The sequence below is a fragment of the Sphingorhabdus sp. genome (genome assembly GCF_035329025.1).
In the GTDB taxonomy this organism is placed as follows: Bacteria; Pseudomonadota; Alphaproteobacteria; order Sphingomonadales; family Sphingomonadaceae; genus Sphingorhabdus_B.
Window position 1 is genome coordinate 1 of sequence record NZ_DAOLHN010000001.1, and the last position, 25,722, is coordinate 25,722.

General features: G+C 58.5%; 22 protein-coding genes. 6 read left to right on the top strand and 16 right to left on the bottom strand.

Annotated elements, in window-relative coordinates; all coding sequences use genetic code 11:
• Positions 1 to 140: 140 nt before the first annotated feature.
• Genes yacG through infA form a run of 4 tightly spaced genes read right to left on the bottom strand, consistent with a single transcriptional unit; the run spans position 141 to position 2,203 of the window.
• The gene (gene yacG, locus PKC81_RS00005; RefSeq protein WP_324332540.1) at positions 141 to 320 is read right to left on the bottom strand and encodes a DNA gyrase inhibitor YacG; all 180 of its coding nucleotides are present in this window, start codon (positions 318 to 320) and stop codon (positions 141 to 143) included.
• Entirely contained in the window at positions 298 to 1,407 is a 1,110-nt protein-coding gene (locus tag PKC81_RS00010; protein WP_324332541.1) for a ribonuclease E/G, read from the bottom strand. Before PKC81_RS00010 ends, yacG begins: the two co-directional genes overlap by 23 nt.
• Positions 1,404 to 1,973, bottom strand: a complete 570-nt coding sequence (locus PKC81_RS00015; protein WP_324332542.1) for a nucleoside triphosphate pyrophosphatase — start codon at positions 1,971 to 1,973, stop codon at positions 1,404 to 1,406. The genes PKC81_RS00010 and PKC81_RS00015 overlap by 4 nt, the downstream gene beginning before the upstream one ends.
• A gap of 11 nt (positions 1,974 to 1,984) precedes the next feature.
• Positions 1,985 to 2,203: a translation initiation factor IF-1 gene (gene infA / locus PKC81_RS00020; protein ID WP_115547927.1), complete on the bottom strand. Its 219-nt coding sequence runs from the start codon at positions 2,201 to 2,203 to the stop codon at positions 1,985 to 1,987.
• A gap of 266 nt (positions 2,204 to 2,469) precedes the next feature.
• Here infA and PKC81_RS00025 point away from each other — a divergent pair, with 266 nt between their 5' ends.
• Complete coding sequence (locus tag PKC81_RS00025) at positions 2,470 to 5,094, top strand: TonB-dependent receptor (RefSeq protein ID WP_324332544.1); 2,625 nt, start codon at positions 2,470 to 2,472, stop codon at positions 5,092 to 5,094.
• Here the strand turns inward: PKC81_RS00025 and PKC81_RS00030 are convergent.
• The 7 genes from PKC81_RS00030 to hisG form a co-directional block, all read right to left on the bottom strand.
• A complete protein-coding gene (locus PKC81_RS00030; protein ID WP_324332546.1) occupies positions 5,091 to 5,936 on the bottom strand; it encodes a transcriptional regulator in 846 nt (281 codons plus the stop codon). The genes PKC81_RS00025 and PKC81_RS00030 overlap by 4 nt on opposite strands.
• Positions 5,933 to 7,153 (bottom strand): GNAT family N-acetyltransferase, encoded by a 1,221-nt coding sequence (locus tag PKC81_RS00035; RefSeq protein WP_324332547.1) that lies wholly within the window; start codon positions 7,151 to 7,153, stop codon positions 5,933 to 5,935. Before PKC81_RS00035 ends, PKC81_RS00030 begins: the two co-directional genes overlap by 4 nt.
• A 122-nt stretch (positions 7,154 to 7,275) precedes the next feature.
• Positions 7,276 to 9,372, bottom strand: a complete 2,097-nt coding sequence (locus PKC81_RS00040) for a sodium-translocating pyrophosphatase (protein WP_324332548.1) — start codon at positions 9,370 to 9,372, stop codon at positions 7,276 to 7,278.
• 135 nt (positions 9,373 to 9,507) lie between these two features.
• Positions 9,508 to 10,425, bottom strand: coding sequence for a thiamine-phosphate kinase (gene thiL, locus PKC81_RS00045; RefSeq protein WP_324332549.1), 918 nt, complete (start codon positions 10,423 to 10,425; stop codon positions 9,508 to 9,510).
• 81 nt (positions 10,426 to 10,506) lie between these two features.
• Complete coding sequence (nusB, locus tag PKC81_RS00050; protein ID WP_324332551.1) at positions 10,507 to 10,956, bottom strand: transcription antitermination factor NusB; 450 nt, start codon at positions 10,954 to 10,956, stop codon at positions 10,507 to 10,509.
• Positions 10,953 to 12,242 (bottom strand): histidinol dehydrogenase, encoded by a 1,290-nt coding sequence (gene hisD / locus PKC81_RS00055; RefSeq protein ID WP_324332552.1) that lies wholly within the window; start codon positions 12,240 to 12,242, stop codon positions 10,953 to 10,955. Before hisD ends, nusB begins: the two co-directional genes overlap by 4 nt.
• Positions 12,235 to 12,885, bottom strand: a complete 651-nt coding sequence (gene hisG / locus PKC81_RS00060) for an ATP phosphoribosyltransferase (RefSeq protein ID WP_324332554.1) — start codon at positions 12,883 to 12,885, stop codon at positions 12,235 to 12,237. The genes hisD and hisG overlap by 8 nt, the downstream gene beginning before the upstream one ends.
• 48 nt (positions 12,886 to 12,933) lie before the next feature.
• Between hisG and PKC81_RS00065 the strand changes: the two genes are divergently transcribed.
• Positions 12,934 to 13,980 carry a DUF2332 family protein gene (locus PKC81_RS00065; protein WP_324332556.1) on the top strand — a complete coding sequence of 349 codons (1,047 nt, stop codon included), beginning with the start codon at positions 12,934 to 12,936 and terminating at the stop codon, positions 13,978 to 13,980.
• Here PKC81_RS00065 and PKC81_RS00070 read toward each other — a convergent pair.
• The 3 genes from PKC81_RS00070 to PKC81_RS00080 all read right to left on the bottom strand — a co-directional run bounded on the left by PKC81_RS00070 (position 13,949) and on the right by PKC81_RS00080 (position 16,104).
• Complete coding sequence (locus tag PKC81_RS00070; RefSeq protein WP_324332557.1) at positions 13,949 to 14,872, bottom strand: alpha/beta hydrolase; 924 nt, start codon at positions 14,870 to 14,872, stop codon at positions 13,949 to 13,951. The genes PKC81_RS00065 and PKC81_RS00070 overlap by 32 nt on opposite strands.
• 72 nt (positions 14,873 to 14,944) lie before the next feature.
• Entirely contained in the window at positions 14,945 to 15,826 is an 882-nt protein-coding gene (locus PKC81_RS00075) for a pirin family protein (protein ID WP_324332558.1), read from the bottom strand.
• A 2-nt stretch (positions 15,827 to 15,828) separates the two neighbouring features.
• Positions 15,829 to 16,104 (bottom strand): BolA family protein, encoded by a 276-nt coding sequence (locus PKC81_RS00080; RefSeq protein WP_324332559.1) that lies wholly within the window; start codon positions 16,102 to 16,104, stop codon positions 15,829 to 15,831.
• 45 nt (positions 16,105 to 16,149) lie between these two features.
• Between PKC81_RS00080 and PKC81_RS00085 the strand changes: the two genes are divergently transcribed.
• The 3 genes from PKC81_RS00085 to PKC81_RS00095 are packed head-to-tail and all read left to right on the top strand — an operon-like array spanning position 16,150 to position 19,554.
• A complete protein-coding gene (locus PKC81_RS00085) occupies positions 16,150 to 16,758 on the top strand; it encodes a DnaJ domain-containing protein (RefSeq protein WP_324332560.1) in 609 nt (202 codons plus the stop codon).
• An 11-nt stretch (positions 16,759 to 16,769) separates the two neighbouring features.
• The gene (cobS, locus tag PKC81_RS00090) at positions 16,770 to 17,762 is read left to right on the top strand and encodes a cobaltochelatase subunit CobS (RefSeq protein ID WP_324332561.1); all 993 of its coding nucleotides are present in this window, start codon (positions 16,770 to 16,772) and stop codon (positions 17,760 to 17,762) included.
• A gap of 1 nt (position 17,763) precedes the next feature.
• Positions 17,764 to 19,554 carry an NAD(P)/FAD-dependent oxidoreductase gene (locus PKC81_RS00095; RefSeq protein ID WP_324332563.1) on the top strand — a complete coding sequence of 597 codons (1,791 nt, stop codon included), beginning with the start codon at positions 17,764 to 17,766 and terminating at the stop codon, positions 19,552 to 19,554.
• Positions 19,555 to 19,586: 32 nt separating this feature from the next.
• Here the strand turns inward: PKC81_RS00095 and PKC81_RS00100 are convergent, their stop codons facing one another.
• A complete protein-coding gene (locus PKC81_RS00100) occupies positions 19,587 to 22,835 on the bottom strand; it encodes an amidohydrolase family protein (protein WP_324332641.1) in 3,249 nt (1,082 codons plus the stop codon).
• 247 nt (positions 22,836 to 23,082) lie between these two features.
• Between PKC81_RS00100 and PKC81_RS00105 the strand changes: the two genes are divergently transcribed.
• The gene (locus tag PKC81_RS00105) at positions 23,083 to 23,517 is read left to right on the top strand and encodes a hypothetical protein (RefSeq protein WP_324332564.1); all 435 of its coding nucleotides are present in this window, start codon (positions 23,083 to 23,085) and stop codon (positions 23,515 to 23,517) included.
• Here PKC81_RS00105 and PKC81_RS00110 read toward each other — a convergent pair.
• On the bottom strand, positions 23,514 to 25,607 hold the full coding sequence (locus PKC81_RS00110) for a bifunctional (p)ppGpp synthetase/guanosine-3',5'-bis(diphosphate) 3'-pyrophosphohydrolase (protein WP_324332565.1): 2,094 nt from the start codon (positions 25,605 to 25,607) through the stop codon (positions 23,514 to 23,516). The two genes, PKC81_RS00105 and PKC81_RS00110, sit on opposite strands and share 4 nt — an antisense overlap.
• Positions 25,608 to 25,722: the final 115 nt, after the last annotated feature.

Sequence of the window (25,722 nt, forward strand, 5' to 3'; positions counted from 1 at the left end):
ATTCGAACCACCGACACGCGGATTTTCAATCCGCTGCTCTACCAACTGAGCTACCGAGGCATCTGGCGGCGCACATATCCGCACCGCGTTTTGGAGCGCCGCCTATAGGCAGGGCAATGGGCGCTTGTCCAGCCCCAAAATCAAACCTCTTCGGGGAAATCGGGGTCGGCAGGCGGCCCTTTCATTCGATAGCCCTCGCCCAGCCATTGCAGCAGGTCGCGATCCTTGCAGCCCTTGCTGCAAAAGGGCTTATGTTCGGCGACTTCGGGCTTGCCACAGAGCGGGCATTTGGCGGTTTTAGCTTTGGCTGACATGCACATGCCCATAGCCGCGCACCGACGAGTCGGAAACCAGTTCGACGACCACGCCGAGCTGTTTTTGTAGCAATTCGAGCTCGTCGGTCCATCCGCGCAGCATGTCAACGATTGCAGGGTTCGCGACCAGTTGCCGTTTGCCAAAGCCGGTCGACCGCGCAGCCTCGCGCAGCAGGGCGACGGCGCGGCTTTCGGTCGAGAGACGCCCCGGCGTTATGCCGCACAGGATTTCCGGAATGGAGGGGCGCGGGCGCGGGCGAACAATTTGCGCGAAACCAAAGCCGTTTATCGCAGTGCGTTCGTGAGGGCCCAGCGCCGCACATGCTTGCGCAAGCGCGGCATCGACCGAAAGCCGCGCCTTTCGATCAGGCATGGCGAGAAAATCTATACCCACCTGCCCGCCTATGTCGAGCAATCGCAACAATCGCGGGATTTCAAGCGTCGCAGCCAGATTGAGCGCAAGGGGATCCCCGCTACCGTCAATGTCGATGGTGGTCATCGCCCGTGTCCGCTCAACTGTCAGCATGCCGCCGTTGATAGCGAACTCCCCGGTGACCGCCGATTCCGCTATGCTATCAAAATCTGCTTCTTCAATTGCTGCGATATCAGCCGAGACAGGTGGCCCATCAGGGCCAACGCTTGTGGACACTTGCTGCATCGCAGTCGCGTCGCAGCAAATTATCCGATCGACCTTGTCCCGCCATTCTTCGAGAAAATACGCCCAAGGCTCCTTTCCGATGTCGTGCGGACCCTCGCTCGAACGGGCAAGCAGATCGCTTCGTGACCTGACCAGAGGCTGTTTCCACCGTCCCGGCTCCGGAATCGATGCCCGCACGATTTCAACGGCTAGCAATGTCCCCTCGGGTACACGCGGTGCGCGTTCGAGATGCGCTTCGAGGCCGTCACCCAAAGTGACAACGGCTCTGCCAGCTCCCTGATTTTCAACGATGCGTGCGGTGTATAGTTGGCCAACCGAAAGATAGATTCCCCGGCGGCTTGGCCGGATGAGACGGAATTCGGTCAGTGCGCCATCTTCAACCAGTCCGGCGCGGATTTCACCCGGTGCAGCATCCCATAGAAGGGTGCAGGTCATTCGACCGGATAGCCCGAGGCGCGAAGCAAAGCCCGCGTTTCATACAGCGGCAAACCAACCACGCCGGAATGGCTGCCCGACATCCAGTCGATCAGCGCCTCCGCCCTGCCCTGGATGGCATAGCCACCGGCTTTCCCAAGCCCTTCGCCACTGGCGATATAGGCTTCCATCTCGGCAGGGCTCAGTCGTTTGAAGCGGACGACGCTGTCGCTGATACGGCTGCGCGCGCGGCCCTGAGCGTCAATCACGCACACCGCGCTCCAGACATGGTGGCGACGCCCGCTCAGCAATTCGAGGAAGCTGCGCTGCATTTCAGCATCGGCGGCCTGCGGCAGGATACGGCGGCCAACGGCCACGGTTGTGTCGCCTGCAACAACAATCTCGTCCGCTTCGCGCGCTACCGCATGCGCCTTTTCCACGGCCATGCGCAGCGCATAGACCCGCGCAATCTCTCCCTTTCGGGGGGTTTCGTCGATGTCGGGGGACGCAATACGATCCGGCACCACGGCAATGCGCGACAAAAGGTCGCGGCGGCGTGGGGAAGAAGAGGCGAGTACTAGCCGCAAGGGCCGCTGCCTTATTTGAAGCGATATGTGATCCGGCCCTTGGTCAGATCATAAGGAGTCATTTCGCAAAGAACCTCGTCACCGACGAGCACGCGAATGCGGTTCTTGCGCATCTTGCCTGCTGTATGGCCCAATACTTCGTGGCCATTTTCCAGTTCAACACGGAACATCGCGTTGGGCAGCAGCTCGCGCACCGTTCCGCGCATTTCGATAAGTTCTTCTTTTGCCATTCGGCCCCTGTAAATTTGAATGAGTTTTACGTGCGAGCGCCCTTAGGCCTTTTGTCACAAAAAGGGAAGAGCGCGCGGATAATGCCTGTTCATCAATGATTACGGGCTTTTTGCCCGATAGCTGCGACAAATTATGACATCTACGGGCTGTAACTGCGACAGGTGATCGCCATAAAGGCGTCGAAACAAAGAATATAACGGAACCTCCCATGCCCTCTCCTCGCCTTTCCTTGCTCTCGTCCAGTCTGGTTGCACTTGCAGCCAGCGTGTCAGCCCCAGTTCTGGCCAGTAGTGTTGGTGAAGAAGCGCTTGAATCGTCCGAAAACCAAACTCCGGCTATCGAAACCGAGGCGGCGGACGAAGAAGCAGCAACGCCCGACATTATCGTAACGGCAACGCGGCTGCCCGGTTCCATCGATACCGATGCGCCGCCAATCGACGAGCTTTCCGAAGGCGACATTGCGGCGATCGGCGCATCGTCCATAAACGACCTGTTGGCTGCCGTTGCGCCGCAAGCCGGTTCAGGTCGTGGTCGGGGCAGCGGCGGCCCGCCCGTGATCCTGCTCAACGGCCAGCGCGTCTCCAGTTTCCGCGAATTGCGCGACCTGCCGCCCGAAGCAATCCGTCAGGTGCAGATATTCCCCGAAGAAGTCGCACTAAAATATGGCTTCCGGCCCGACCAGCGCGTCGTGAACTTCATCCTCAAGCCCGATTTCGCTTCGTTCAATGTCGAACATGATTTCGAAATGCCCGAGAAAGGTGGCTTCACAACCAAGGAGTTCGAAGCCACATTCACCCGCATTGGCAAGGACAACCGTCTCAACATTGATTCCGAGTTCGAGAGCAGCAGCCGGATTACTGAAGACGAACGTGCGATCATACCCAGCAGCGCTTCGGCACCTTATGCGCTGATCGGCAATGTAACGGGTGCGGGCGTGGGCGGCGAGATTGATCCGGCCCTCAGCGCACTTGCAGGACAGACGGTAACAATTGCGGCGATACCATCGAGTCCAACACTTACGGGCTTTGCGGGAACTGCCAATGCGGCTGCACCTGGCGACATCGGCACCTTCCGCACCTTGCAGCCCAGTTCGCAGCGCTTTTCAACCAATGCAACCTGGAGCAAGGTGCTCGGCGCGCAGACCAATTTGTCAATCAACGGGCGTTTCGAGGTGCAAGACCAGCACAGCCTGCTTGGCCTGCCCTTTGCGAGTATTGCGATCCCGGCTTCCAACCCATTCTCGCCCTTTACCACAGATGTCACTCTTAACCGTTATTTCGCCGATCCCCGTCCGCTTACCCGAGATGTGAAGACGAAAACCGCGCAGGGTGGCGTTTCGTTCAACACCTTGCTGGGCGACTGGCGGCTTGCGCTCACCGGCGATTACACGCTGGTCGATACTGAAACCGTTACGCAGACCAACGGCGATTACACCGACCTTCGTGCAGGGATAGCGGCAGGAACGATCAACCCCTTCGCAGCCGATCTGGGTAGCAACCTCCTGTTTGTCGCACCCGACACCGCAGACAGCACCACCGGCACGCTCTCGCTGCGCAGCACTTTTTCGGGCACGCTGTTCGAGCTGCCTTCGGGCGAAGTGCAGATAACGATCCGGAACGGCTATGACCGCCAGACCATCGACAGCAGCACCTATCGCCGCGGCGTGGTTTCATCCATTGGGCTCAACCGCGACAATATCAACAGCGCCTTCAACCTCGAAATTCCGCTGGTTGACCGCGGCGTCGGCGCGCTAGGCGGGATTGGCGACTTTTCCATCAATGGCAATATGGGCTTTTCCGACCTGTCGGATTTCGGCACGCTGATCGAATATGGTGCCGGGCTGCGCTGGTCGCCAATTGAAGGGCTTTCGCTATCCGCATCCATCTTCGGTGATGAAAACGCGCCCGGCTTGGGCCAATTGGGCAATCCGACCATCGTAACCCCCAATGTCGCCTATTTTGACTTCGCGCGCGGAGAGAGCCGTTTCATCGATCTGGTGACAGGCGGTAACCCCGCCCTTCTCGCCGAAAACCGCAAAGACATTAAGGTAGGGCTCGACTGGGCGCCCAAGTTCATCGACGGCTTGAGCCTGCAAGTCGAATATTTCAAAAACAAGAGCGAGAATACGACCTCGTCTTTCCCGCTGCTAACTCCTGAAATCGAGGCCGCATTCCCGGGACGTGTCACGCGCGATGCCAATGGGCAACTGATCCGGCTTGACCAGCGGCCAGTCAACTTTGCGGAAGAACGGTCCGAACGCATCCGCTGGGGATTCAACATGTCCGGCCCCATTGGCAAGCAGCAACAGCGCGGCCCCGGCGCTGGAGGCGGCGGGCGTGGCCCCGGAGCGGGCGGTCAGGGTGGTGGTCGAGGCCCGATGGGCATGATGCCCGGAGGTGGCCCGCCCAGCCGCTGGCAGATCGCACTCTACCACACCTATCGCCTGCAAGACGAAATCCTCATTGCACCCGGCGTCCCCGTGCTCGACCTGCTCGATGGCTCGGCAACCAGCAGTCTGGGTGGGTCGCCGCGGCATGAACTGTCGCTTAACGGCGGGGTCTTCCACAAAGGGATGGGGCTACGCTTTGAAGGCACCTATCGCGGGGCAACGCGTGCCGATGGCAGCGGGCTGCCGGGTAGCAGCGATCTCTATTTCAGCGACCAGTTCAGCTTGAACAGCTTCCTGTTCATCAGCCTCGACCAGCGCGGCGACCTGACCAAGAAAATACCCTTCCTGAAAGGCAGCCGCATAGCTTTCCGCGTCCAGAATGTCCTCAACGATTATATCAAGGTGCGCGACAATAATGGCGCAACGCCATTGAGCTATCAGCGAGGCTTCCTCGATCCGGAAGGTCGCGTGTTCGAACTCAGCTTCCGCAAACGGTTCTAGCCAGAGCCTTTCAGCTTGCGAATGACCCGCCAAGCATAGGCCTTGGCGGTATTCTGTGCGGGGTAGCGTCCCGGTGCGCGCGGGCGCATGCCCGATTTGCGCAAGATGCTGTTGAAAGCGCGGGCATCGGCCTCGGCATAGCTCCAGTCGCTGCGCCAGGTGATCGAAAGCGAAATTGAGGGGTCGGGTCCGACCTTCACATGGTGCGGTGCCATCACGGGAACAAATACGGCCTCACCTGGCTGAAGACTCCAGTCTGTGGCCCCCTGCGCCAGTTCGTCGCGCCATACCAGGTTGCGATGCCCGCCGGTGTGATAGCCTTCATGCGTTTCATCCGGCGCATAAACGGGGTCGCCCGCCGGGAATTGCGTCATTGTCTTGCTGCCCTTCAATTGCAGCAAGATGTTATGCTCCGGATCGAAATGGTAAGGGGTGACGGCATCGGGTGACGACACGAAAATGAAGCCTTGCGGCATCAACATCGCCCCGGTCTTCGCTTCGATGAAAGGTTTCAATTCGCCCAAGAGATCGAGCAGCAGCGCACGATATTCAAGCACCTGCTCTATGTTTTTAAGCACGGCCCAACTGCGGCACGTGTCCACATTTCGGATAGTGTCGCCAATGGAAAGGCCGTTGGCGATATCCGAATTGGGATCAACGCCGGTAGGCAAATCGCCTTTGTTATATTCGATGGATGAAACCGGCAGCCCCTCACCCAGTTTCGCCAAAGCCTCAAGTGTCAGCAGCGGGTGGTCGCGCAGATTATGGCGCAAGCGGTGCGGGATTTCGGGATAGTTGCGCGAAAATTCCGCGCGGATATCTTCATCAAAAATCTGGGTCATGACGACATCCCATTGGCTTCTTTTGATTTTCCTGCATTGATCTGACGCAAACGGCCCTTTGCCTTTTCCGCAAACAACAATGTTGCAAACGCTGCCCGGCGGACCGGGCCGCCTATGGCGACCGAATATCGGCCGATGGCTCGCCGCCCAGACCAGATGCTGTCGATCATCGGATGATCCTGCGCCGCACAACTATCGCACCATGTGATTCCCGCATGTTCGAGCAAGGCCAGATTGTGGATCTGCAGCAATACGCCCGGCGAGAAGCGGGCATAGTCTTCATCGAACGCAGTTTTGAACGAGAAGGCGCCAGGCGGAGTCAGGAAGTTGACCAACATCGCAATCGCCCGGCCATCGAGACGCAACGCCAGCAACTCCAGCTTCCCTTCGCTTGCTGCGCCATGAAGCGCACCTCGAAACAGGTTGCGCGTGCTGTCAGCGCAATCGAGCGCGGAGCCATTGGCGCCCTTCCAGCCGCGTCGTTCGAGTGCCAGAAATTCGTCTATCCAGCCATCCAGTCCTTCGCGACCATCGCCGCGCTGAAACTCCAATTGCCCCAGTTCGGCCAAACGGTTCTGCTGCCGTCGCAACTCCTTGCGCTTTTTGCCGCGCATCGTCGCCTCCAGATAGGCTTCGGGCGACAAGCCGCGCTCAAGCAGCGCCCGTTCTTCGCGGTGGAACAAGGCGAACTGGCGCCGCGTTGCATGGCATTCTGCTTCAAGTGCTGATGCTACCGGGCCATCGACGGCTATGCCAGTGAGGTGACAGAAAAACGCGCCATTTGGTCGGCTGTCCAATTCGGAAAGCAAAGCCTGCCAAAACAGGCTTTCAAATCCCTTGGCTATCAACGGCGTCCCCAAAAAGGCATTGTGGTTGAGCCAGTTCTGCGTCGATCGCAGCGGCAAGCCTGCATAGGATTGGGCGAGGAATCGCGGCATCAGACCGATCAGGCGGCCATGGGAACGCACGGCGGCAAGTTCGACCTCACCCTGACGGTCCAGCGCCGCCAACGCCGACGTCAGATACCAATGTTCGTTGAAGGCATTGGGCTCGCTGCAATCTGCTGCAAGGCCATGCCATTCGGCCACTTGATGCGGAACCGACACGAATTCCCGAGCGGACACAAAGCTGGCAACGGCAGGCACGACTGACCACTCACCGTTTTCCGCTGTTTGCGTCCGGTGCATAGGGTCAATCTGGACGCCAGATGCGTTCATCGGGTCGGGCTCCTGTTGCTGCGCTGCCTTAGCACCAAGTCCCGAAATAATTGCTAACAAGGCAATGAAAAACCCCGCCGGATCGCTCCGGCGGGGTCAATTTTTACATATGTTCGTCCAGATCAGGCAGCGCCGTGTGCGAGCGCTGCGAGAAGCAGCAATGCGACGATGTTGGTGATCTTGATCATCGGGTTCACGGCGGGGCCAGCGGTGTCCTTGTACGGATCACCAACGGTGTCGCCGGTCACGGCAGCCTTATGGGCTTCCGAACCCTTGCCGCCATGATTGCCGTCTTCGATGAACTTCTTGGCATTGTCCCATGCGCCGCCGCCCGAGGTCATCGAGATGGCAACGAACAGACCGCCGACAATCACGCCGAGCAGGAGCGCGCCGAGAGCGGCAAAGCCCTCTGCCTGGCCTGCAACCGCCGTGATGATGAAGTACACCGCAATCGGTGCGAGCACCGGTAACAGCGACGGGATGATCATTTCCTTGATCGCCGCCTTGGTCACCAGGTCAACCGTGCGTGCATAGTTCGGCTTTGACTTGAAGGTCATGATGCCCGGATCGTTTGCGAACTGGTCACGCACGTCCTTCACCACTTCGCCAGCCGCACGGCCCACAGCGGTCATGCCCATCGCACCGAACAGGTACGGCAGAAGCGCGCCGAGCAGAAGCCCGACGATGACATAGGGGTTTTCGAGGCTGAAGTTGACCGTCAGGTTCGGGAAGAACTCGCGAAGGTCGGTGGTGTAGGCTGCGAACAGCACCAGCGCGGCAAGACCCGCCGAACCGATGGCATAGCCCTTGGTCACAGCCTTGGTGGTGTTGCCCACGGCATCGAGAAGGTCGGTCTTTTCACGGACGCTTTCGTCCAGACCAGCCATTTCGGCGATACCGCCCGCATTGTCCGTCACCGGACCATAAGCGTCGAGTGCAACGACCATACCGGCCAATGCCAGCATCGCGGTAGCCGCAAAGGCAATCCCGATCACGCCTGCCAGCTGGTAAGCGATGATGATGCCAGCGCAGATCACGATGGTCGGCATCGCGGTCGATTCAAGGCTGATAGCCAGACCCTGAATGACGTTGGTACCATGGCCGGTTTCCGAAGCCTTGGCGATCGACCGAACCGGACGATAGTTGGTGCCGGTATAATATTCGGTGATCCAGATAATCAGGCCGGTGATGATCAGGCCGAGCAGCGAGCAATAGAAAAGCGTACGGCCGGTATATCCGCCCACATCTGTTTCCATACCGCCCATTGCGTGGCTGATGGCAAACCAGATCGCCGGAACAGAGAGTACTGCGGTCACAAGGAAGCCCTTGTACATCGCACCCATGACATTGGTGCCACCGCCCAGACGGACGAAATAGGTGCCGATGATCGAGGTTACGACGCAGACGCCGCCGATGAGGAGCGGAAGGCTCATCAGGTTCAGCAACAATGCGCTGTCGGTTACGCCCTTAACGAGGAGCGCGATGAGAACCATCGTTGCTCCAACGGTAACGACATAGGTTTCGAACAAGTCAGCGGCCATGCCGGCGCAGTCGCCGACATTGTCACCAACGTTATCGGCGATAACCGCCGGGTTGCGTGGATCGTCTTCCGGAATACCAGCTTCGACCTTGCCGACAAGGTCAGCGCCGACGTCAGCAGCCTTGGTGAAGATACCGCCGCCGAGACGCGCGAAGATCGAGATCAGCGAAGCGCCAAATGCGAGCGCAACAAGAGCGTCTACAACGGCGCGGCTGTTCGGTGCCATCATGGCGATGTCGGTCAGGTACCAGAAGAACACGGCGATCGCGAGCAGCGCAAGACCAGCAACGAGCATGCCGGTGATCGCACCCGCACGGAACGCCATGGTCAGGCCAGCCTGCAGGCCAGTCTGCGCAGCGGCAGCCGTACGTACGTTAGCGCGTACCGAGATGTTCATCCCGATATAGCCCGCCACACCCGAAAGTACGGCGCCGATGACGAAGCCTATAGTCGGGATGACGCCGAGGAACGCGGCGACCAGTACGGCAACGACCACGCCAACAATGGCAATGGTGCGATACTGACGGCCCAGATAGGCTTGTGCGCCCTCCTGGATTGCAGCTGCGATTTCCTGCATTTTTTCATTGCCGGCCGAGGCGCCGAGCACCTGGCGGCTGGTGACAAAGCCGTAGACTACGGCCAAGACACCGCAAATAATTGCGATTAATGTCAAAGACATGGAGATTCCTTCCCCCTAAATTCCCACTTTGTTTTTGCGACCGCGCCCAAGAGGACAAGGGCGCAAGCCGCGCTGCTATGCTGTGGATTAATGGCTTAGGCAACCCTTAAAAGCCGCAGGAATCGGCCAAATGCGTCAATGATGTTGATAACCGAGCGAGGGGGGAAGCGGTATCGGCGCATTGGCTTCAAACAGCGCCAGCCCCGAACCGTCGTTCACGCACCCGATGGCGGTTGCGGCGACTGGTAGTGCAGCATCGACAGGAGCCGTGAAAAGCATTTGGTAATCGTCACCCCATGAGGCCGCCTGTAATCGGCTATCCAGGCTGTCGCCGCGCATCGCGCGATAGGCGGCGCTGAGCGGGATCGCGTCGATGTCGATCCGGATTTCAACCTTGCTCGCATGGACCATCCGCTCGGCGTCGATCAGCAATCCGTCGGACACATCCATCATGGCGGTAACGACGGGTGCGAGCGCTTGCCCGTCACTTAGTCTTGCCATTGGCCGGTGATAGGCATCAGACAGTGCATCGACGCCTTCCAGCCCGGCTTCGGCAAGCTCGAAACCCGCGAGCGCATCTCCAAGGGTTCCGGTGACGTATAGTATATCCCCTGCCCGCGCACCGTTCCGTGCGGGAACGGGGCGATGCGTCGCAGCACCTATGGCCGTCAAGCCGAGGGCTCGCTTGTCGCCCTTGTTTGAAACCGTATCGCCGCCAAGTAACGGAACGCCAAAATGCGTTAACACGCGCTCAAGCCCATCGGCGAAGCGCCTGTCCCAATCACTATCCCCAAGCATGAACCCGAGCAGCACCCCCAAGGGTCGCGCGCCTTTGGCTGCAAGGTCCGACAGATTCGCCGATACAAGTTTCCACGCGACATCAGCGGGATCCGCTTTGGGCAGCCAGTGCACATCCTCTGCCATCATGTCGTGAGTGAGGATCAGGGTTTCATTGCCAAGTTCGATGACGGCGGTATCGTCCATCAATCCACGCGCTGCCGGGTCTAGCGCCATGGCACGCATCATTTCGATGAAGGTGGATTCAGCGGTCATCGAAGCACCGTAGTGCTGTGCCTGTCGAAGCACGCCTCGCCGGGAAGCGCCCTTCGACAAGCTCAGGGCTACGGTTGGAAATCAATCCCGCTTCTCCTTCGCCACGGCATCGAGCAAGCCGTTGACGAACTTGGCATCTTTCTTATCGAAAAACGCGTGCGCTACATCGACATATTCGTCGATCACCGTCGCCGTCGGCACGTCAGGGCGAGCCAGCAATTCATAGGCCCCGGCCCGCAGCAATTGCAGCATTGTCTTGTCGAGGCGGCCGATCTTCCATTGTTCGCCAAGCTTGGCTTCAATCAATGCGTCAATCTCTTCCCGCCGGGCATCCACACCTGCGACCAGATCGTCGAAAAAGTCGATGTCAGCTTCTGCATATTGCGCGTCTTCAATTTCGGCACCCAGGCGGTGCGCGTGGAATTCGGACAATAAGCGGGCAATCCCGATCGACTCCATATCCATCTGGTACAGCGCCTGTACGGCTGCAAGCCGCGCTGCGGCGCGGGCTTTGGAACGGGGTTTGCTCATAATCTCTTTCTCACGCTTTCGGCATGTGCGGGCAAGCCCTCGGCTTCGGCCAAGGCGAGCGCCGCCGGCCCGATTGCCTTCAACGCCTTTTTGTCGAGTGCGATAAAGCTGGTGCGCTTCATGAAATCGAGCACGGACAGCCCCGATGAAAAGCGCGCACGCCGCCCAGTCGGCAGCACGTGGTTGGGGCCCGCCACATAATCGCCTATCGCTTCGGGCGTCATACGGCCCAAGAAGACTGAGCCGGCATGGCGAACCAGATCGAACAGTTTTTCGGCGCGCTTGTCATCCACCGCCAGTTCGAGATGCTCGGCGGCGAGACGGTTGACCAAAGGCATTGCCGTTTCAAGTTTATCGACGACGACGATCGCGCCATTGGTCTGCCAGCTTTCGGTCGCAACCTTTGTGGTAGCAAGTTGCGCCAGTTGCGCATCGATTTCAGCAGCGACCTTATCGGCGAAATCCGCATTGTCCGTGAACAGGATCGACTGGCTGGTCGGATCATGCTCGGCCTGGCTGAGCAGGTCGGCCGCGATCCATTCGGGCTTGTTCTTGCCATCCGCGACAACCACAATTTCCGATGGTCCAGCCACCATATCAATGCCGACCACGCCATAAAGCTGGCGCTTGGCCTCTGCCACCCAGGCATTACCCGGGCCGGTGACAACGTCGACTGGCGCAATCCTCTCGGTCCCATAAGCAAGTGCGGCAATCGCCTGCGCACCGCCCAGCCGCCAGATTTCATCGACACCTGCCAAATGCGCCGCCGCCATCACCGTCGGATTTACCTCTCCCTGCGGAGTAGGTGTGACCATAACCAGACGTCCGACACCTGCCACCTTTGCCGGAATCGCGTTCATCAACACCGAGGAAGGATAGGCAGCGCGCCCGCCGGGCACGTAAACCCCGGCAGCATCAACCGCACTCCAGCGCGCACCCAGCCGCACGCCTTCCTCGTCGCGATAGTCGCGATCCTTAGGCAACTGCGCCTTGTGGTAAGCCTTGATCCGATGTGCAGCAATTTTCAGGGCATCGCGCAATTCGGGGGCAAGCGACAGATAGGCAGCCTTGCATTCCTCCGCTGTAATCTGCCAGCCCTGCTCGCTGAGGCTGAAACCATCAAAACGCTCGGTCAGTTCAAGCAGTGCTACATCACCGCGGGCGCGGACGTCGCGGATCGTTTGCTCGACGATCGCCGATACATCGGCTTCGGCTTCACGGCGACCATTGACGAGCTTTTCAAACTGCCGGTCGAAATCGGGTTGATTTGTCGATAGCCTAAGCACGTACCGCCTCACGGAATTTCTCGACGAGATCGGAAACGCGCGCATCTGTCTTGAATGCAGCCCGGTTGGCGACCAACCGTGCCGAGACTTCAGCGATTTTTTCGACCTCTACCAGTCCATTTTCCTTGAGCGTCTTACCCGACGAAACGAGATCGACAATACGGCTGGATAACCCAAGCAGCGGGGCGATTTCCATCGCGCCGTTGAGTTTCACGCATTCGGCCTGCACGCCGCGCGCAGCGAAATGCTTGCGCGTCAGATTGGGATATTTGGTAGCGACGCGAACATGCGACCAGCTGCGCGGATCGTCCGTCGCGGCCAGTTCAGCTGGTTCCGCTACCGAGATGCGGCAATGACCGATATTCAGGTCGACCGGCGCATACAGCTCCGAATAGTCAAACTCGTCGATAACATCTGAGCCCACAATTCCGGCTTGGGCGGCACCATGCGCCACGAAGGTGGCGACGTCAAAGGCGCGCACACGAATGATCCGCACGCCCGGATCGCTGGTGTCGAACATCAGCGCGCGGCTTTCCTTGTCGAAAAAGGCTGCTTCGGGTTCGATTCCGGCGGCCTGCATCAACGGCAAAGCCTCGTCGAGAATCCGTCCCTTGGGGATGGCAAAGATGATTGGCGCAGTCATTGTCGGCGCGCTTTACTTGTGCGATGCAGCAAGGGCAAGGAGTAGTGCATGTCCGACGCCATACGAAATGCCTTTCGCCAGCAGGCTACCGGTTGCCGCGCAATGAACTCGCCGCTCACGGCAGAGATACTCGAGACGCTAGCTTATACTCTCAATCAATGCACCCGCACAGGTGCGCGGATATTGGATTGGCCCGGGGATCCCATGGCAGATGCCCTGAAACTGCGGATTGCGGGGGGATTGCATGCATTGGCACGGTCTGGGCGAGATACCGAATTTACGGCTATGTATCGGGCTGGAACCGGCGATTTTGCGACGGTCCTCACACGCGTTCTGAAGGAATGGGATGATTGGCTATACCCTTGGCTCGACAGCCCCCCGCAAACGAACGAAGTCGGACGAAGCGCTGCGCTGATGGCCGGGTTGATGGTCGCGGTACAGCGACTCGATATGCCGATCGAACTGCTAGAACTTGGCTCCAGCGCTGGCCTCAATCTCAACCTCGACCGTTTCCGCTACAATCTGGGCAGGCTGGAGGCGGGACCAAATGATGCAGCAGTGCGCATCATGCCTGAATGGAACGGCCATGCCCCGGAAGGCCGATGGCCGCACGTCATCGCGCGCTGCGGTGTCGACCAGAATCCGCTCGACGTCGGCGACGACGCTATTGCCGAGCGCCTTCTCGCCTATTGCTGGCCCGACCAGCACGACCGGCTGGCGCGCCTGGAGGCCGCAATAGCAATTGCCCGCGCTTTTCCTCCAGCGGTCGCAGCAGGCGATGCCGCCGACTGGACCGAGCATATGTTGGCCGAACCGCAAGCTAAAGGCACCGCACGCATCGTGATGCACAGTGTGTTTTGGCAGTATCTACCCGTGGACGCGCAAAAACGGATTGAGGCGGCAATATTAAAGGCTGGCAAAACCGCAACCCCGGATTGCCCGCTTGGCTGGCTATCGTTCGAACCCGATCCGTCGACCATTTCACCTATGCAATTGCGGTTGCGGGTGTGGCCGTCAGGTGAGTCACTACACCTGGCCGCCTGCCATCCGCATGGGGCATCGATTAATTGGTATGGGCGAGAAAATTCTGCATAGCAGCAATCACCGCTTCGGGCTTTTCCCAGGTAACAAAATGTCCGCAATCAGCGATGCGTTCAATGTGGATATCGGGCACCAATTCGTCGATGCCTTCGATGTTGGAGGGTGCAAGCGCCTTGTCTTCCATCGCCCACACCAGCAGCGTCGGGATCGTCAGTTTCGGGACGCCCACAGCAGCCCATTCAGGCACTTCAACAACTTCTCCGATGGCTGGAACCGAGATGATGGACGCGCGGTACCAGTTGAGCATCGCGGTTGCGGCTGCACGGTCTTCCCAGCCAGCCAGCAATTCCCCATATTCATAACTGTCCATGGCCTCCGGCTTCTGCCAACTCCATATCTTTTCAAGTACTGGCAACAATCCGCCGCCGTCGACGATGGCATCACAAGCCGGATCGCGAAAAAAGCGGACATATTGCGCCGACGCCCGTTGAACAGGATCGCTGACCAACAGCCGTTGATAAACCGCAGGGTGTGGCGCATTGGCAATCATCGCGCGAGTCACGCGTCCAGCCCATTGTGCATTCATACCACCGGGTTGGCCATTGAGCGCAACACTCCAAGCGATAGCACCGCCCCAGTCGTGACCTGCAATTGTGAAATCTTCGACTTCCAGAGCATCCGCCAAAGCGAAAACATCGGCTGTCAATTTGTCTGCCGTGTAAGCGTTTACATCTTTTGGTTTGGAAGATCCGCGATACCCGCGCTGATCAGGTGCAATACAGTAATAGTTTTCGGACAAGGCAAGTAATTGATGCCGCCATGTGCGATGCGATTCCGGAAAACCATGCAGGAAAATAATTGCCGGATTTGAGGGATCACCGACTACGCAGCAATCCAACTCAATATCTGTCGAAAGATAGATACGCCTTAAAGACGATTTCAGCACAATACTCTCCGCAACCCCGACCTACAAAGAATTACATTAACAGGAAAAAGCAAATCGTATTGTATAAATTTGTCAAATCTCGCTGCGTGTCAGCGGAATTTCAGGAATGGGAATCCATTCGATTTCGTCGCCGGGTACTTTGGGAAAGCGCCCCGCTTTCCAATCATCCTTCGCCTGATTGATACGGTCGCGTGACGAGCTGACAAAATTCCACCAGACATGGCGCGGTGTCTTGAAGGCTTCGCCACCCAGCAGCATCACGCGCGCATCGCTTCCGGCGCGCAACGTCATCGGTACGCCCGGCTGCAGGATATAGAGGCTGTGCGTTTCCAGCGGTTGCCCATCAAGGCTCGCTTCACCCATTGCGACAAGGACCGCGCGTTCGTCGGCCTGCGCATCAATCAGCAAGGCGGCCCCTGCGTTCATTGCAATGTCTGCATAGATGGTTTCGGCATGCTGAGTGGTGGGCGCTGTAGCACCCCACAGACTGCCCATGATGACGCGCGCGGTCACGCCGTCGCCGTCGATCTGCGGCAGATGATCCGCCGCGACATGTTCGAATGCCGGATCGATTTCTTCCTTGCCATCAGGCAGCGCAAGCCACGTCTGCATGCCTGATATCGGCGATCCGCTGACACGCTCAACAGCAGGTGTGCGTTCCGAGTGCACAATACCGCTGCCCGCAGTCATCAGGTTGAGTGCACCGGGCCTTATCGTCGCATAGGTGCCCAGACTGTCGCGATGATCGATCGCACCCTCAAACAGGTAAGTTACAGTTGCAAGGTTGATATGTGGATGCGGGCGGACATCCATGCCCTGCCCGATGTCAAAATGCGCAGGGCCGAACTGGTCAACAAAAATGAACGGGCCTACCATGATCCGCGCCTTGCTGGGCAAGGTCCGGCGAACCTTGAACATCCCCAGATCGTGTGAGGTCGGTGTGACTACCAGCATGGCTATTCCCCGGGCGCCGTCGCCTTGATTGCCAGTGCATGGACGCGTTCTCCCGGCAAGTCTCCAAGCGCCTTGTTCACCATCCGCTGGCGCATCACACGGTTCACCCCAGAAAAGGCCGCGCTTTCGATTTCCACCGTGAAATGGCTTTCACCCGAGCCATCGTCTCCGCTATGGCCGCGATGTTTGCCGCTATCGTTAATCACGGCAAGATGGCTTGGGGAGAAGGCCGCGATTAGCAGTGCCTCCATTTCAACTTGGATTTGTCCTTTTGTCATGGCTTCCCTCTTCCCATATCATGTCTCTTTGGCCAAGGGGAAAGCATGTCCGCACCACGCAATCCTGACAGATTCCATGGCCGCATGCGCGGGTCGCAGCGGGTGTGCCAGCACCCTCGCTGTCAGTATCCGGGTGAGTTTCGCGCGCCCAACCCCTATGGCCGCCCGCCGGGACCGAATGGGCCGGGAGATTATCTTTATTTCTGCCTGGATCATGTACGCGAGTTCAACGCAGGCTATGACTGGTTTGACGGCATGTCTGCCGATGAAATTGCAAAGGCGCAGAGCCCGCTGAATGTCTGGCCGAGCGAAACACGGGCCTTCAAGGCGAACGGGGGTGCCGATTCGCCGCCGCGTTGGGCGGACTTCAACGACCCTCTGGAAGCCATTTCTGCGCGATTCAAAAACCGCATGGAATCTGCCGCCCCGAAACCGCGAGCAGATGGCAAATTCCTCTCGGGCGAAGACCGCAGCGCCTTAAAGACGCTAGGGCTTGGCCAAGATGCAGACCGCAAGGCCTTGCGCAGCGCCTATTCTCAGCTCGTACGCAAATATCATCCTGATAAAAATGGTGGCGACAGGACCCACGAAAAGGCTTTGCAAGACGTGATTGCCGCTTATACGCACCTCAAAACGGCACCAGCCTTTATCTGACGAGCAAGACCATGACCGACATACCGAACATCCAGCCTGACAGCCGGGCGACCACCATCCTCGATGCACCCGACACCAAGGTGAATGTGCGCGAGATGTTCGGTATCGATATCGACATGGAATGCCCGGCGTTCAGCGAGGCTGACGAACGCGTACCCGATCTTGATCCGGCCTATGTGTTCGACCCCGACACAACGCTCGCGATCCTCGCCGGTTTTGCCTATAACCGTCGCGTGATGGTTCAGGGCTATCACGGCACGGGTAAGTCGACCCACATTGAACAGGTCGCAGCGCGCCTCAAATGGCCATGCATCCGCATCAACCTTGACGCACATATCAGCCGTATCGACCTTATCGGCCGCGACGCAATCGTATTGCGTGACGGGGTGCAGGTAACCGAATTCCGTGAAGGCCTGCTGCCGTGGGCGCTCCAAACGCCAACCGCGCTCGTGTTCGACGAATATGATGCCGGCCGTCCGGACGTGATGTTCGTGATCCAGCGCGTGCTCGAAGCCGAGGGCAAGCTGACACTGCTCGATCAGAACCGGGTTATCCGCCCCAACCCGTGGTTCCGCCTTTTCGCAACCGCCAACACGGTTGGCCTTGGCGATACCAGCGGGTTGTATCACGGCACGCAACAGATCAACCAGGGCCAGATGGACCGGTGGAATATCGTCGTCGGTCTGAATTATCTGCCAGCGCAGGTGGAGAGCGAGATCGTACTTGCCAAGGCGGGCGGCGACGCAGCCCAGATTGCCAATATGGTGAAGGTTGCCGAATTGACCCGTCAGGGATTCATAAACGGCGACATATCGACCGTCATGAGCCCGCGCACAGTGATCACCTGGGCGCAGAACGCAGCGATCTTCAAGGATGTGGGTTTCGCCTTCCGCCTTTCGTTCCTCAACAAATGCGACGATGCGGAACGGGCGCTGGTTGCGGAATATTATCAGCGGGTGTTCGGCAAGGATTTACCGGAAAGTGTAGCGGCGAAAGCGGGGTAACATGACTCTCGACATAGATACTATTCGTTCGAAATATGCGGAAGAGCGCGACAAGCGGGTCCGCACCGATGGCAACGAACAATATGTCGAGATTGCGGGCAAGTTCGCGCATTACAAGGAAGACCCCTATATTCCGGTCAAGCCGCGCGCGCCGGCAACCGATCACGTAACTTTCGCCTTCATCGGCGGCGGCTATGCAGGGCTGGTGACAGCCGCCAAGCTGAAAGAAGCTGGCGTTGAAGATGTCCGCATCGTCGAAAAGGGCGGTGACTTTGGCGGCACATGGTATTGGAACCGCTATCCCGGTGCGCAATGCGACACGGCGTCACTCATCTACATGCCCCTGCTTGAAGAGACAGGGCACATGCCATCCGAAAAATATGCGCATGCGCCCGAGATCCTCTCGCACTGCCAACGCATCGGCAACACGTTCGGCCTTTATGACAAGGCCTTGCTGCACACCGAAGTCACCGGGCTGGAATGGGATGATGCAAACAGCCGCTGGGTAATCCGTACCAACCGCGGCGATGCCTTTACCGCGCAATTTGTGGGGCTTGGAACCGGACCACTGCACGTCGCGAAATTGCCGGGCATCCCCGGTATCGAGAATTTCAAAGGCCACAGCTTCCACACCAGCCGCTGGGACTATGCCTATACCGGCGGCAGTCCCGAAGGCGCTCCGATGACCAAATTGGCCGACAAACGCGTCGCGATTATCGGCACCGGCGCAACGTCTGTACAGGTCGTTCCACATCTCTCACGCGATGCGAAGGAACTGTTCGTTTTCCAGCGCACCCCGTCGTCGGTCGATGCGCGTAATAACGGGCCCATCGACCCTGACTGGTTCGACCAGATTTCCGAACCGGGCTGGCAGTATAAATGGCTGGAAAATTTCGCTGCGCATTTCTCCGGAATCGGAATTCCGGAAGTCGATCTGGTCGCCGATGGCTGGACCGACATGTCCCGCCGCATGCGTGCCAAGATGGTGGATTTGCCGCCCGAACAATTGAATCCGGTCGGCATCCTCGCTGCGTATGAAGAAACCGATCATGAAAAAATGGCCGAAATTCGTTCACGCGCGGAGGCGATCGTCAACGACAAGGAAACGGCGGAAAAGCTGAAGGCCTGGTATCGCCAGCTTTGCAAACGCCCCTGCTTCCACGACGAATATCTCCAGTCGTTCAACAATCCCAACACCCATCTGATCGATACCGACGGCAAGGGCGTGGAACGGATTACCGAAAAGGGGCTGGTAGTCGCAGGCAAGGAATATGAGGTCGACTGCATCGTCTACGCGTCGGGTTTTGAAGTCGGCACCAGCTACCAGCGGCGCTCGGGCTTTGACGCGGTTGGCCGCGACGGATTGAAACTGTCCGACTATTGGGCCGAAGGCATGCGCAGCCTGCACGGCATCCATGTCCATGGCTTCCCGAACATGTATATCGTCCATCCGGCACAGGGCGCAAATCTGATTTCAAACGTGCCGCACAATCTTGTCGATTCTGCCAAAACCATCTCCAAGATTGTCAGTCACACACTGACATCGGGCCACCAGACCAACGAGGTGACCAAGCAGGCAGAAGATGATTGGCTCGCTTTGCTGTCGACCGGCATGGGCATGATCATCGGTGGCACCGAATGCACGCCGGGTTACTATAATAATGAAGGCCATGGCTGGGAAGGAACCCCGGCAGCACTGGGGACAGGCTATCCGGCGGGCGCCGTCGCCTATTTCAACTATATCGACGCGTGGCGCAATTCGGGCAAATTTGAAGGGCTCACCTTCGCTTGAAGGCCTGAGCCATTGGCTCAGGCCCCTACGGATCAATGACGGTGCTGGTTGCCCGCAGCTTCGGTGGAGCCTGAGGCGTAGCTTTTGCCACCCTGCCCGCCTTCCCACCAATAAGCGGGGCGTTTCCGGTTTCCGGTAACTTCCTCGTTCAGCGTGGCAGCATCGTAAAGCCTGCCGTTGATCATTACTTTCGCAACCTTTTCTGAATTGCGGATGTCGGCGGTCGGATCGGCATCAAGCACGACCAAATCGGCGAGTTTGCCTGCCTCAAGAGAACCGATATCCTTGTCATAGCCAAGCGAACGGGCGGATTCGATGGTCCCTGCACGCAATGCCTCAACCGGCGTCATGCCGCCACGGACGAAGGACCAAAGCTCCCAATGCGCGGCGATGCCGGGCTCCTGCCCATGCGCACCGATCGATACGGGAACACCCAGCCGCGCCAGCTTGGCCGCTTCGCGGGCGCTTTCATCATCGACATAATTGTCTTCGGGCGCGATCGTCCGGCGGGCATTGTTCGCCACCAACACCGTTTCCGGAAAGTGCTTTTGCAATAGGGGCTGCTTCCACACTTCGGTATGGGCGCGCCAATAGGGGTCGGCTGCCGGGCCGCCATAGGTGACAACCAATGTCGGCGTGTAGCCAACCTTCGAGCGCGAGAAGAATTGCTGCACATCCTGATAAAAGGTTTCGACCGGGATATTGTGCTCGACCGTGGTGTTGCCATCGGCAATCAGGGTCATGTCGAGGCCGAAGAGCGAGCCGCCTTCGGCAACCGAGCGCATATTCTCGTCAATCGCCGCAGCTACAACCTGCTGGCGCTGATCGCGGCGGGGCTGGTTGTAATTCTTGATGCTATGCGCGCCCTGCGCCTTCAGGCGACGGATGTGCGCCAGCGCATCGGCCTTGCTGTCGATCTGCGCATAGACATGCGGGTTCTTGGCACCATAGACGATCTCGCCGGTCGAAAAGCTGCGCGGGCCGATAATCTTACCCGCACGCACCATTTCAAGCGCGGGGAAGACCAATGCCGAACGGCTGGAAGGATCGTGCCGCGTGGTCACGCCCAGTGCAAGATTTACGGTCTCAGACCAGTTCACTTGCAGCGTCATTTCGTCGACGCCATAAGGCCCGTGCGCATGGGCATCGATCAGGCCGGGAATGATCGTCTTGCCGCTAACGTCCACCGTCGGCGTCCCCGCGGGGATCGTTGTCGAGGCAAGATCGCCGACCATTGCAATCCGGTTGCCTTCAACCAGCACAACGCCATTTTCGATGATGCCGCCATCAGCCCCGGCCATGGTCACAATGCGCGCGCCGACCAGCGCCACCCTGCCGCTGGGCTTTTCCGCATTCACGCGCATGGAAAGAGACACACCCGTTTTCGGCGGTTCAAACTTTGTCGGCTTCGCATCCTTGGCCAGCGGGGCACTGGCAAAAAGCGCGCTGCGGTCTGCGCTGTACACCACCGGCCCCATCGACCAGTGCAGCTTGGCACCGCCATTGGACCAATGGATCCAGTCTGCCCCATCACCGCTGGCCTTGGTAACCGGCATCGGGCCACCCGATGGAGATGCCGTTACTGCCTGCGTACCGGGCATCAACGGCATGACGAAGGCCTGATAGTTTTGGCGGAATGCAAAATGGGTTCCGTCCGGCGAAACGCTATAGGCGTTGACCATCTCCCCTTCGGCGTGCGTGCGTTTGGCTTCGCCGTTCAAATCGGTGCTGACCAGCTTTGCACCCTTGGCGTCGCTGGTAGTGAAGAATATCCGATCATTGGCCGCTCCGAAATGCGGCGCTTCACCGTTGCTCGAAATGCGCTTGGCAGCACCGCCGTTGCTCGAAATGCGGTAAATTCCCGGCTCGGCGGAAGCGCGCGGGCTCACAAGGTAACCGCCATTCCCCTTTTCGAAAACAATCGTCTTGCCGTCGGGAGAAAAGCGTGGGCGGGCATAATGGCCTGCAACCTTGGTAATCGCCCGACTGGTCCCGCCACTGGCTGCCACGCTGTGGATGGCGCCAAGCCCCGCATCGGTCCAGCGGACAAAGGCGATGGTCTTTCCGTCGGGTGACCATGTGGGATAGGCCTCCATAGCTTCGCTATCGTTGGTCAGGCGGCGCGGTTCGCCGCCGGCCACCGGCTTGACCCACAATTTACCCAGCGTTTCGAACGCGACCCTGCTGCCATCGGGCGACACGACCGCCCCGCGCGGGATTTTCGTTTCAAAACTGTCAGGTGCAACCTCCACAGGTGGGCGCGGCGGATCTATGACGCCGCGACTGTCATCAATGCGGAAAGCAATATTTTCGCTGGCACCACTTCCGACGTTCAGCTTGCGCAACTTTCCCCCAGCCCAGAATATCAATGCCGAACTGTCGGGTGTCCAGGCCATGTTGGGATAGACCCCCGTGACCGCCCAGGTTTCCTGCACGTCCTGATCGAGACTATCGTAAATCTTGCGGTCGGTCCCGGCCTCAAGGTCGCGCAAATAGAGTTTCGAACGGGTCTTTTCACGCCGCACATAGGCCAGTTTCTTGCCGTCAGGCGAAGGCGTGGGGCGTACCGCTCCGCCTTCACCACCGACAACAAACTCGATCTCTCCGGTTTCGATTGCATAGCGTTCGATGGCGAACAGCTGGTTGTTGGAGTCCTGCGCATATTCGAAGATCGGGCCTGGGGTTGTATTGCGCGTATAGTATATATGCTTGCCGTCGGGGGCGAAGATGGGTTCACCCAGCTCCTTCTGGTGCACCTCGTTGGGCTTCTTGACCAACGGCACACCGGCACCGCCAGAGATGTGATAAAGCCAGACCTCGCCTGTTCCGAGCGAACGCTGCGTAGTGAAATGCTTTTTCGCGGCAATGAACTGGCCGTCGGGGCTCCAGCTCGCCTGGTTGAGCAGGCGGAAATCTTCCTTTGTCAGCTGACGTTTGTCGCTGCCATCTGCATTCATGATCCAGATATTGTCGCCGCCGCCACGATCGGATGTGAAGGAAATGCGTTTGCCGTCGGGCGAGAAACGAGGTTGGGTTTCATAAGCCAGCCCCTCGGCGATACGTGTCGGAGCGCCTCCGGCAATGGGCATGGTATAGATGTCGCCCAGCATGTCGAAGGCAATCAGCCGACCATCGGGGCTGACATCGACATTCATCCATGTGCCTTCATCGACCGAAATCGGAATCTCGCGAATGGTGAGCCCCGGCGGCGCGTTCACATCCCACTTAGCCTCTTCCTTCTTATCCTGTGCGAACACAGCCGTCGACCAAAGCCCGCACATCGCAGCCAAAGCCAAAGTCGAACGGGAAACCGAAGCGAGATGTCTTTTCATCAGAGATCCTCCTGCTGATCGCTATTGGTCGGGCGATGCGGCAAGTCAATTGACTGTAAAAGTTCGTTTCGACGAACGACACTCTCGCCCCGTCTCACCTATCCCCCCGCCATTCATCCGACAGCAATCTGTAAAATGCAGTCACAAGCGACAACAGGAAGGGATTCGCTGTTTCGGGGGCAGTGGAGGTCGCAATATGACAGGAGTGTTTCGCGAGGGGCATAACCGGCCCCGTCCGCGTCGAAGGGAACCGCTACATCTGGGGCCGCCGCCCAATCCTTGGAAAAAGCGCGCGACGATCGGCATTCCATTGTTGTTCGCTGCTTTGGTCGCGATGTTGTTCGCGACCCGGGAAGCAGCAGCGCATCCCGCAACCAAGGCAAATGACGCGATCCTTGACCGTCCGATTGCGGGCGTGCGCAACAATTACTGGTATGATTATCGGTCCGACGTTGAGGAAGCCCAAAGCGAATTGCGCAAGGATCTGCGCCGCGCCAAATCCGATCAGGATGAGCGCGAGGCGTGGGCCGAATATCGGCGCGAGTTGCGCGATGCGCGTTCCGATTATCGCAAGGAGATGATCGAGAAAGGCTATATCCGCCGACGGGGCGTTGTCACCGTCGAAGGCTAGCCGAAGACCCGGTCTGCCTGCGCCACCGCATCGGATGCGCGCAATGCCGAAAGGATGCGCATCAGGTGCGGCAGATCGTGCACTTCAAGGTCAACCTCGAAAGTGTGGAAGCTCGCATCGCGCGCTGTCATCCGCAGATTGATGATATTGGCTTTGTGAAAACCGAAAATCCCCGCCATTTCGGCCAACATGCCGGGGCGGTTGTGGATAATCACGCGCATCCGGGCCGAACCGCCATCGCTTCCCTGCCCCCAGCTGAGGTCAAGCCAATCGCCTTCAGCATCGGCGCCCAACCGTTCGCAATGAATTGTATGGACATGCACCGGCAGCCCTTCGCGCCGTAGCCCGACAATGCGATCCCCCGGAACGGGATGGCAGCATTCGCCCAGCTCAAAGGAAACACCGGGCGTCAATCCGCGAATGGAAATAGCCCGCTCCTGCGACGGCCAGTCCTTTTCATCTTCGCCTGGATCGAAGCCGGGGACCAGCGCCACCATGACCCGACGGTCGCTCAATTTGCCCGAACCGATAGCAAACATCAGTTCATCCTCATTGTCCAGCTGCAACCGGCCCAGCGCAGCCTTGATCGCCTTTGCGCCGATCTTGCCGGGCAAGCGCGAGCAAATGTCCTCAAACAATTGCCGCCCCAGCTGGACAAGCTCATCCCGCTCGCGATGACGCACATGGCGGCGAATGGCTGCACGTGCCTTTCCGGTAGCGACAAAGTTCAGCCATGCCGGCTCCGGCTGGTGCGCTTTGCTTGACAGGATTTCGACCATGTCGCCGTTGTTGAGCAAAGTACGCAGCGGCACATGCCGCCCGTTCACCTTCGCTCCCACGGCGCGGTCGCCAAGGTCCGTGTGCACGGCATAAGCGAAATCAACCGGGGTCGATCCCTTAGGCAACTGATGCAAGGCGCCCTTCGGCGTGAATGCGAAGATGCGATCCTGATACATCGCCATACGCGTGTTCTCGAGCAGCTCCTCGGGATCCTGGCTGGTTTCGAGGATCTCGATCAAGTCGCGTAGCCAGCCTGCCTGCCCATCCGGCGCATCATCCTGTTTATAGGCCCAATGCGCGGCAAGGCCATATTCAGCGGCACGGTGCATTTCCTGACTGCGTATCTGCACCTCGACCCGCATATTCTGCGCAAACATGATCGTGGTGTGGATTGAACGATAGCCGTTGCGCTTTGGCGTCGAGATGAAATCCTTGAACCGGCCCGGCACCATCTGCCAGCGACGATGCAATACACCGAGTGCGCGATAGCAGCTTTCGGTATCCTCGACGACGATCCGGAAAGCGTTGATATCCGAAAGCTGCTCGAATGCCACATGGCGTTCCTGCATCTTCTTCCAGATCGAGTAAGGATGCTTTTCGCGTCCTGATACCCGGGCTTTGATTCCGGCCCGCTCCATCGAGCTGGCGATCGATTGGCTGATTTCCTCGATCAGCTTGTCGCCATTTTCACGGATCTGTTTGAGACGCCCGGTTATCGTTTGATATGCCTCCGGTTCCAGTTGCTCGAATGCCAGCAACTGCATCTCGTGCATATATTCGTACATGCCTATCCGCTCTGCAAGCGGGGCATAGATATCCATCGTTTCCTTGGCGATGCGGCGGCGTTTTTCGGGGCTCTTAATGAAATGCAGCGTCCGCATATTGTGCAACCGGTCGGCCAGCTTGACCAATAGCACGCGAATATCGTCGGAAATAGCGAGCAAAAATTTGCGCAAGTTTTCGGCGGCACGCTCATCCTCGGTTTGCGCCTCGATCTTCGAAAGCTTTGTTACGCCGTCGACCAGCCGGGCAACTTCGGGCCCAAAGCGGTTTTCGACATCTTCGATCGAGGTCAGCGTGTCCTCAACGGTATCATGAAGCAGAGCGGTGATGATGGTATCTTCGTCCATCTTCAACTCGGTCATAAGGCCCGCAACTTCTACCGGATGGCTGAAATAGGGGTCGCCGCTGGCACGCTTTTGCGAGCCGTGCATCTGCACCGTGAAAACATAAGCCCGGTTGAGCCGATCTTCATCGACGTCCGGATCATAAGCGCGGACCCGTTCAACCAGTTCATATTGGCGCATCATCAAAGCCAAAATGTGCTTTTTACGCTGCGATGCAACAGGAAAGTGGACGGAGCAGCATAAACTTGACGAACAGCGTCGAATTGTGGGGCCATAGAAAAACAATATTTCCTTGGTT

Bases quoted from the DNA above. Each gene is read 5' to 3' on its own strand.
- PKC81_RS00095 (WP_324332563.1), top strand. From the start codon at position 17,764: ATGACTCTCGACATAGATACTATTCGTTCGAAATATGCGGAAGAGCGC.
- PKC81_RS00110 (WP_324332565.1), bottom strand. From the start codon at position 25,607: ATGATGCGCCAATATGAACTGGTTGAACGGGTCCGCGCTTATGATCCG.
- PKC81_RS00010 (WP_324332541.1), bottom strand. From the start codon at position 1,407: ATGACCTGCACCCTTCTATGGGATGCTGCACCGGGTGAAATCCGCGCC.
- infA (WP_115547927.1), bottom strand. From the start codon at position 2,203: ATGGCAAAAGAAGAACTTATCGAAATGCGCGGAACGGTGCGCGAGCTG.
- PKC81_RS00085 (WP_324332560.1), top strand. From the start codon at position 16,150: ATGTCCGCACCACGCAATCCTGACAGATTCCATGGCCGCATGCGCGGG.
- nusB (WP_324332551.1), bottom strand. From the start codon at position 10,956: ATGAGCAAACCCCGTTCCAAAGCCCGCGCCGCAGCGCGGCTTGCAGCC.
- PKC81_RS00065 (WP_324332556.1), top strand. From the start codon at position 12,934: ATGTCCGACGCCATACGAAATGCCTTTCGCCAGCAGGCTACCGGTTGC.
- PKC81_RS00075 (WP_324332558.1), bottom strand. From the start codon at position 15,826: ATGCTGGTAGTCACACCGACCTCACACGATCTGGGGATGTTCAAGGTT.
- PKC81_RS00040 (WP_324332548.1), bottom strand. From the start codon at position 9,372: ATGTCTTTGACATTAATCGCAATTATTTGCGGTGTCTTGGCCGTAGTC.
- yacG (WP_324332540.1), bottom strand. From the start codon at position 320: ATGTGCATGTCAGCCAAAGCTAAAACCGCCAAATGCCCGCTCTGTGGC.
- PKC81_RS00105 (WP_324332564.1), top strand. From the start codon at position 23,083: ATGACAGGAGTGTTTCGCGAGGGGCATAACCGGCCCCGTCCGCGTCGA.
- PKC81_RS00030 (WP_324332546.1), bottom strand. From the start codon at position 5,936: ATGACCCAGATTTTTGATGAAGATATCCGCGCGGAATTTTCGCGCAAC.
- thiL (WP_324332549.1), bottom strand. From the start codon at position 10,425: ATGACCGCTGAATCCACCTTCATCGAAATGATGCGTGCCATGGCGCTA.
- hisG (WP_324332554.1), bottom strand. From the start codon at position 12,885: ATGACTGCGCCAATCATCTTTGCCATCCCCAAGGGACGGATTCTCGAC.
- PKC81_RS00035 (WP_324332547.1), bottom strand. From the start codon at position 7,153: ATGAACGCATCTGGCGTCCAGATTGACCCTATGCACCGGACGCAAACA.
- PKC81_RS00100 (WP_324332641.1), bottom strand. From the start codon at position 22,835: ATGTGCGGGCTTTGGTCGACGGCTGTGTTCGCACAGGATAAGAAGGAA.
- cobS (WP_324332561.1), top strand. From the start codon at position 16,770: ATGACCGACATACCGAACATCCAGCCTGACAGCCGGGCGACCACCATC.
- PKC81_RS00080 (WP_324332559.1), bottom strand. From the start codon at position 16,104: ATGACAAAAGGACAAATCCAAGTTGAAATGGAGGCACTGCTAATCGCG.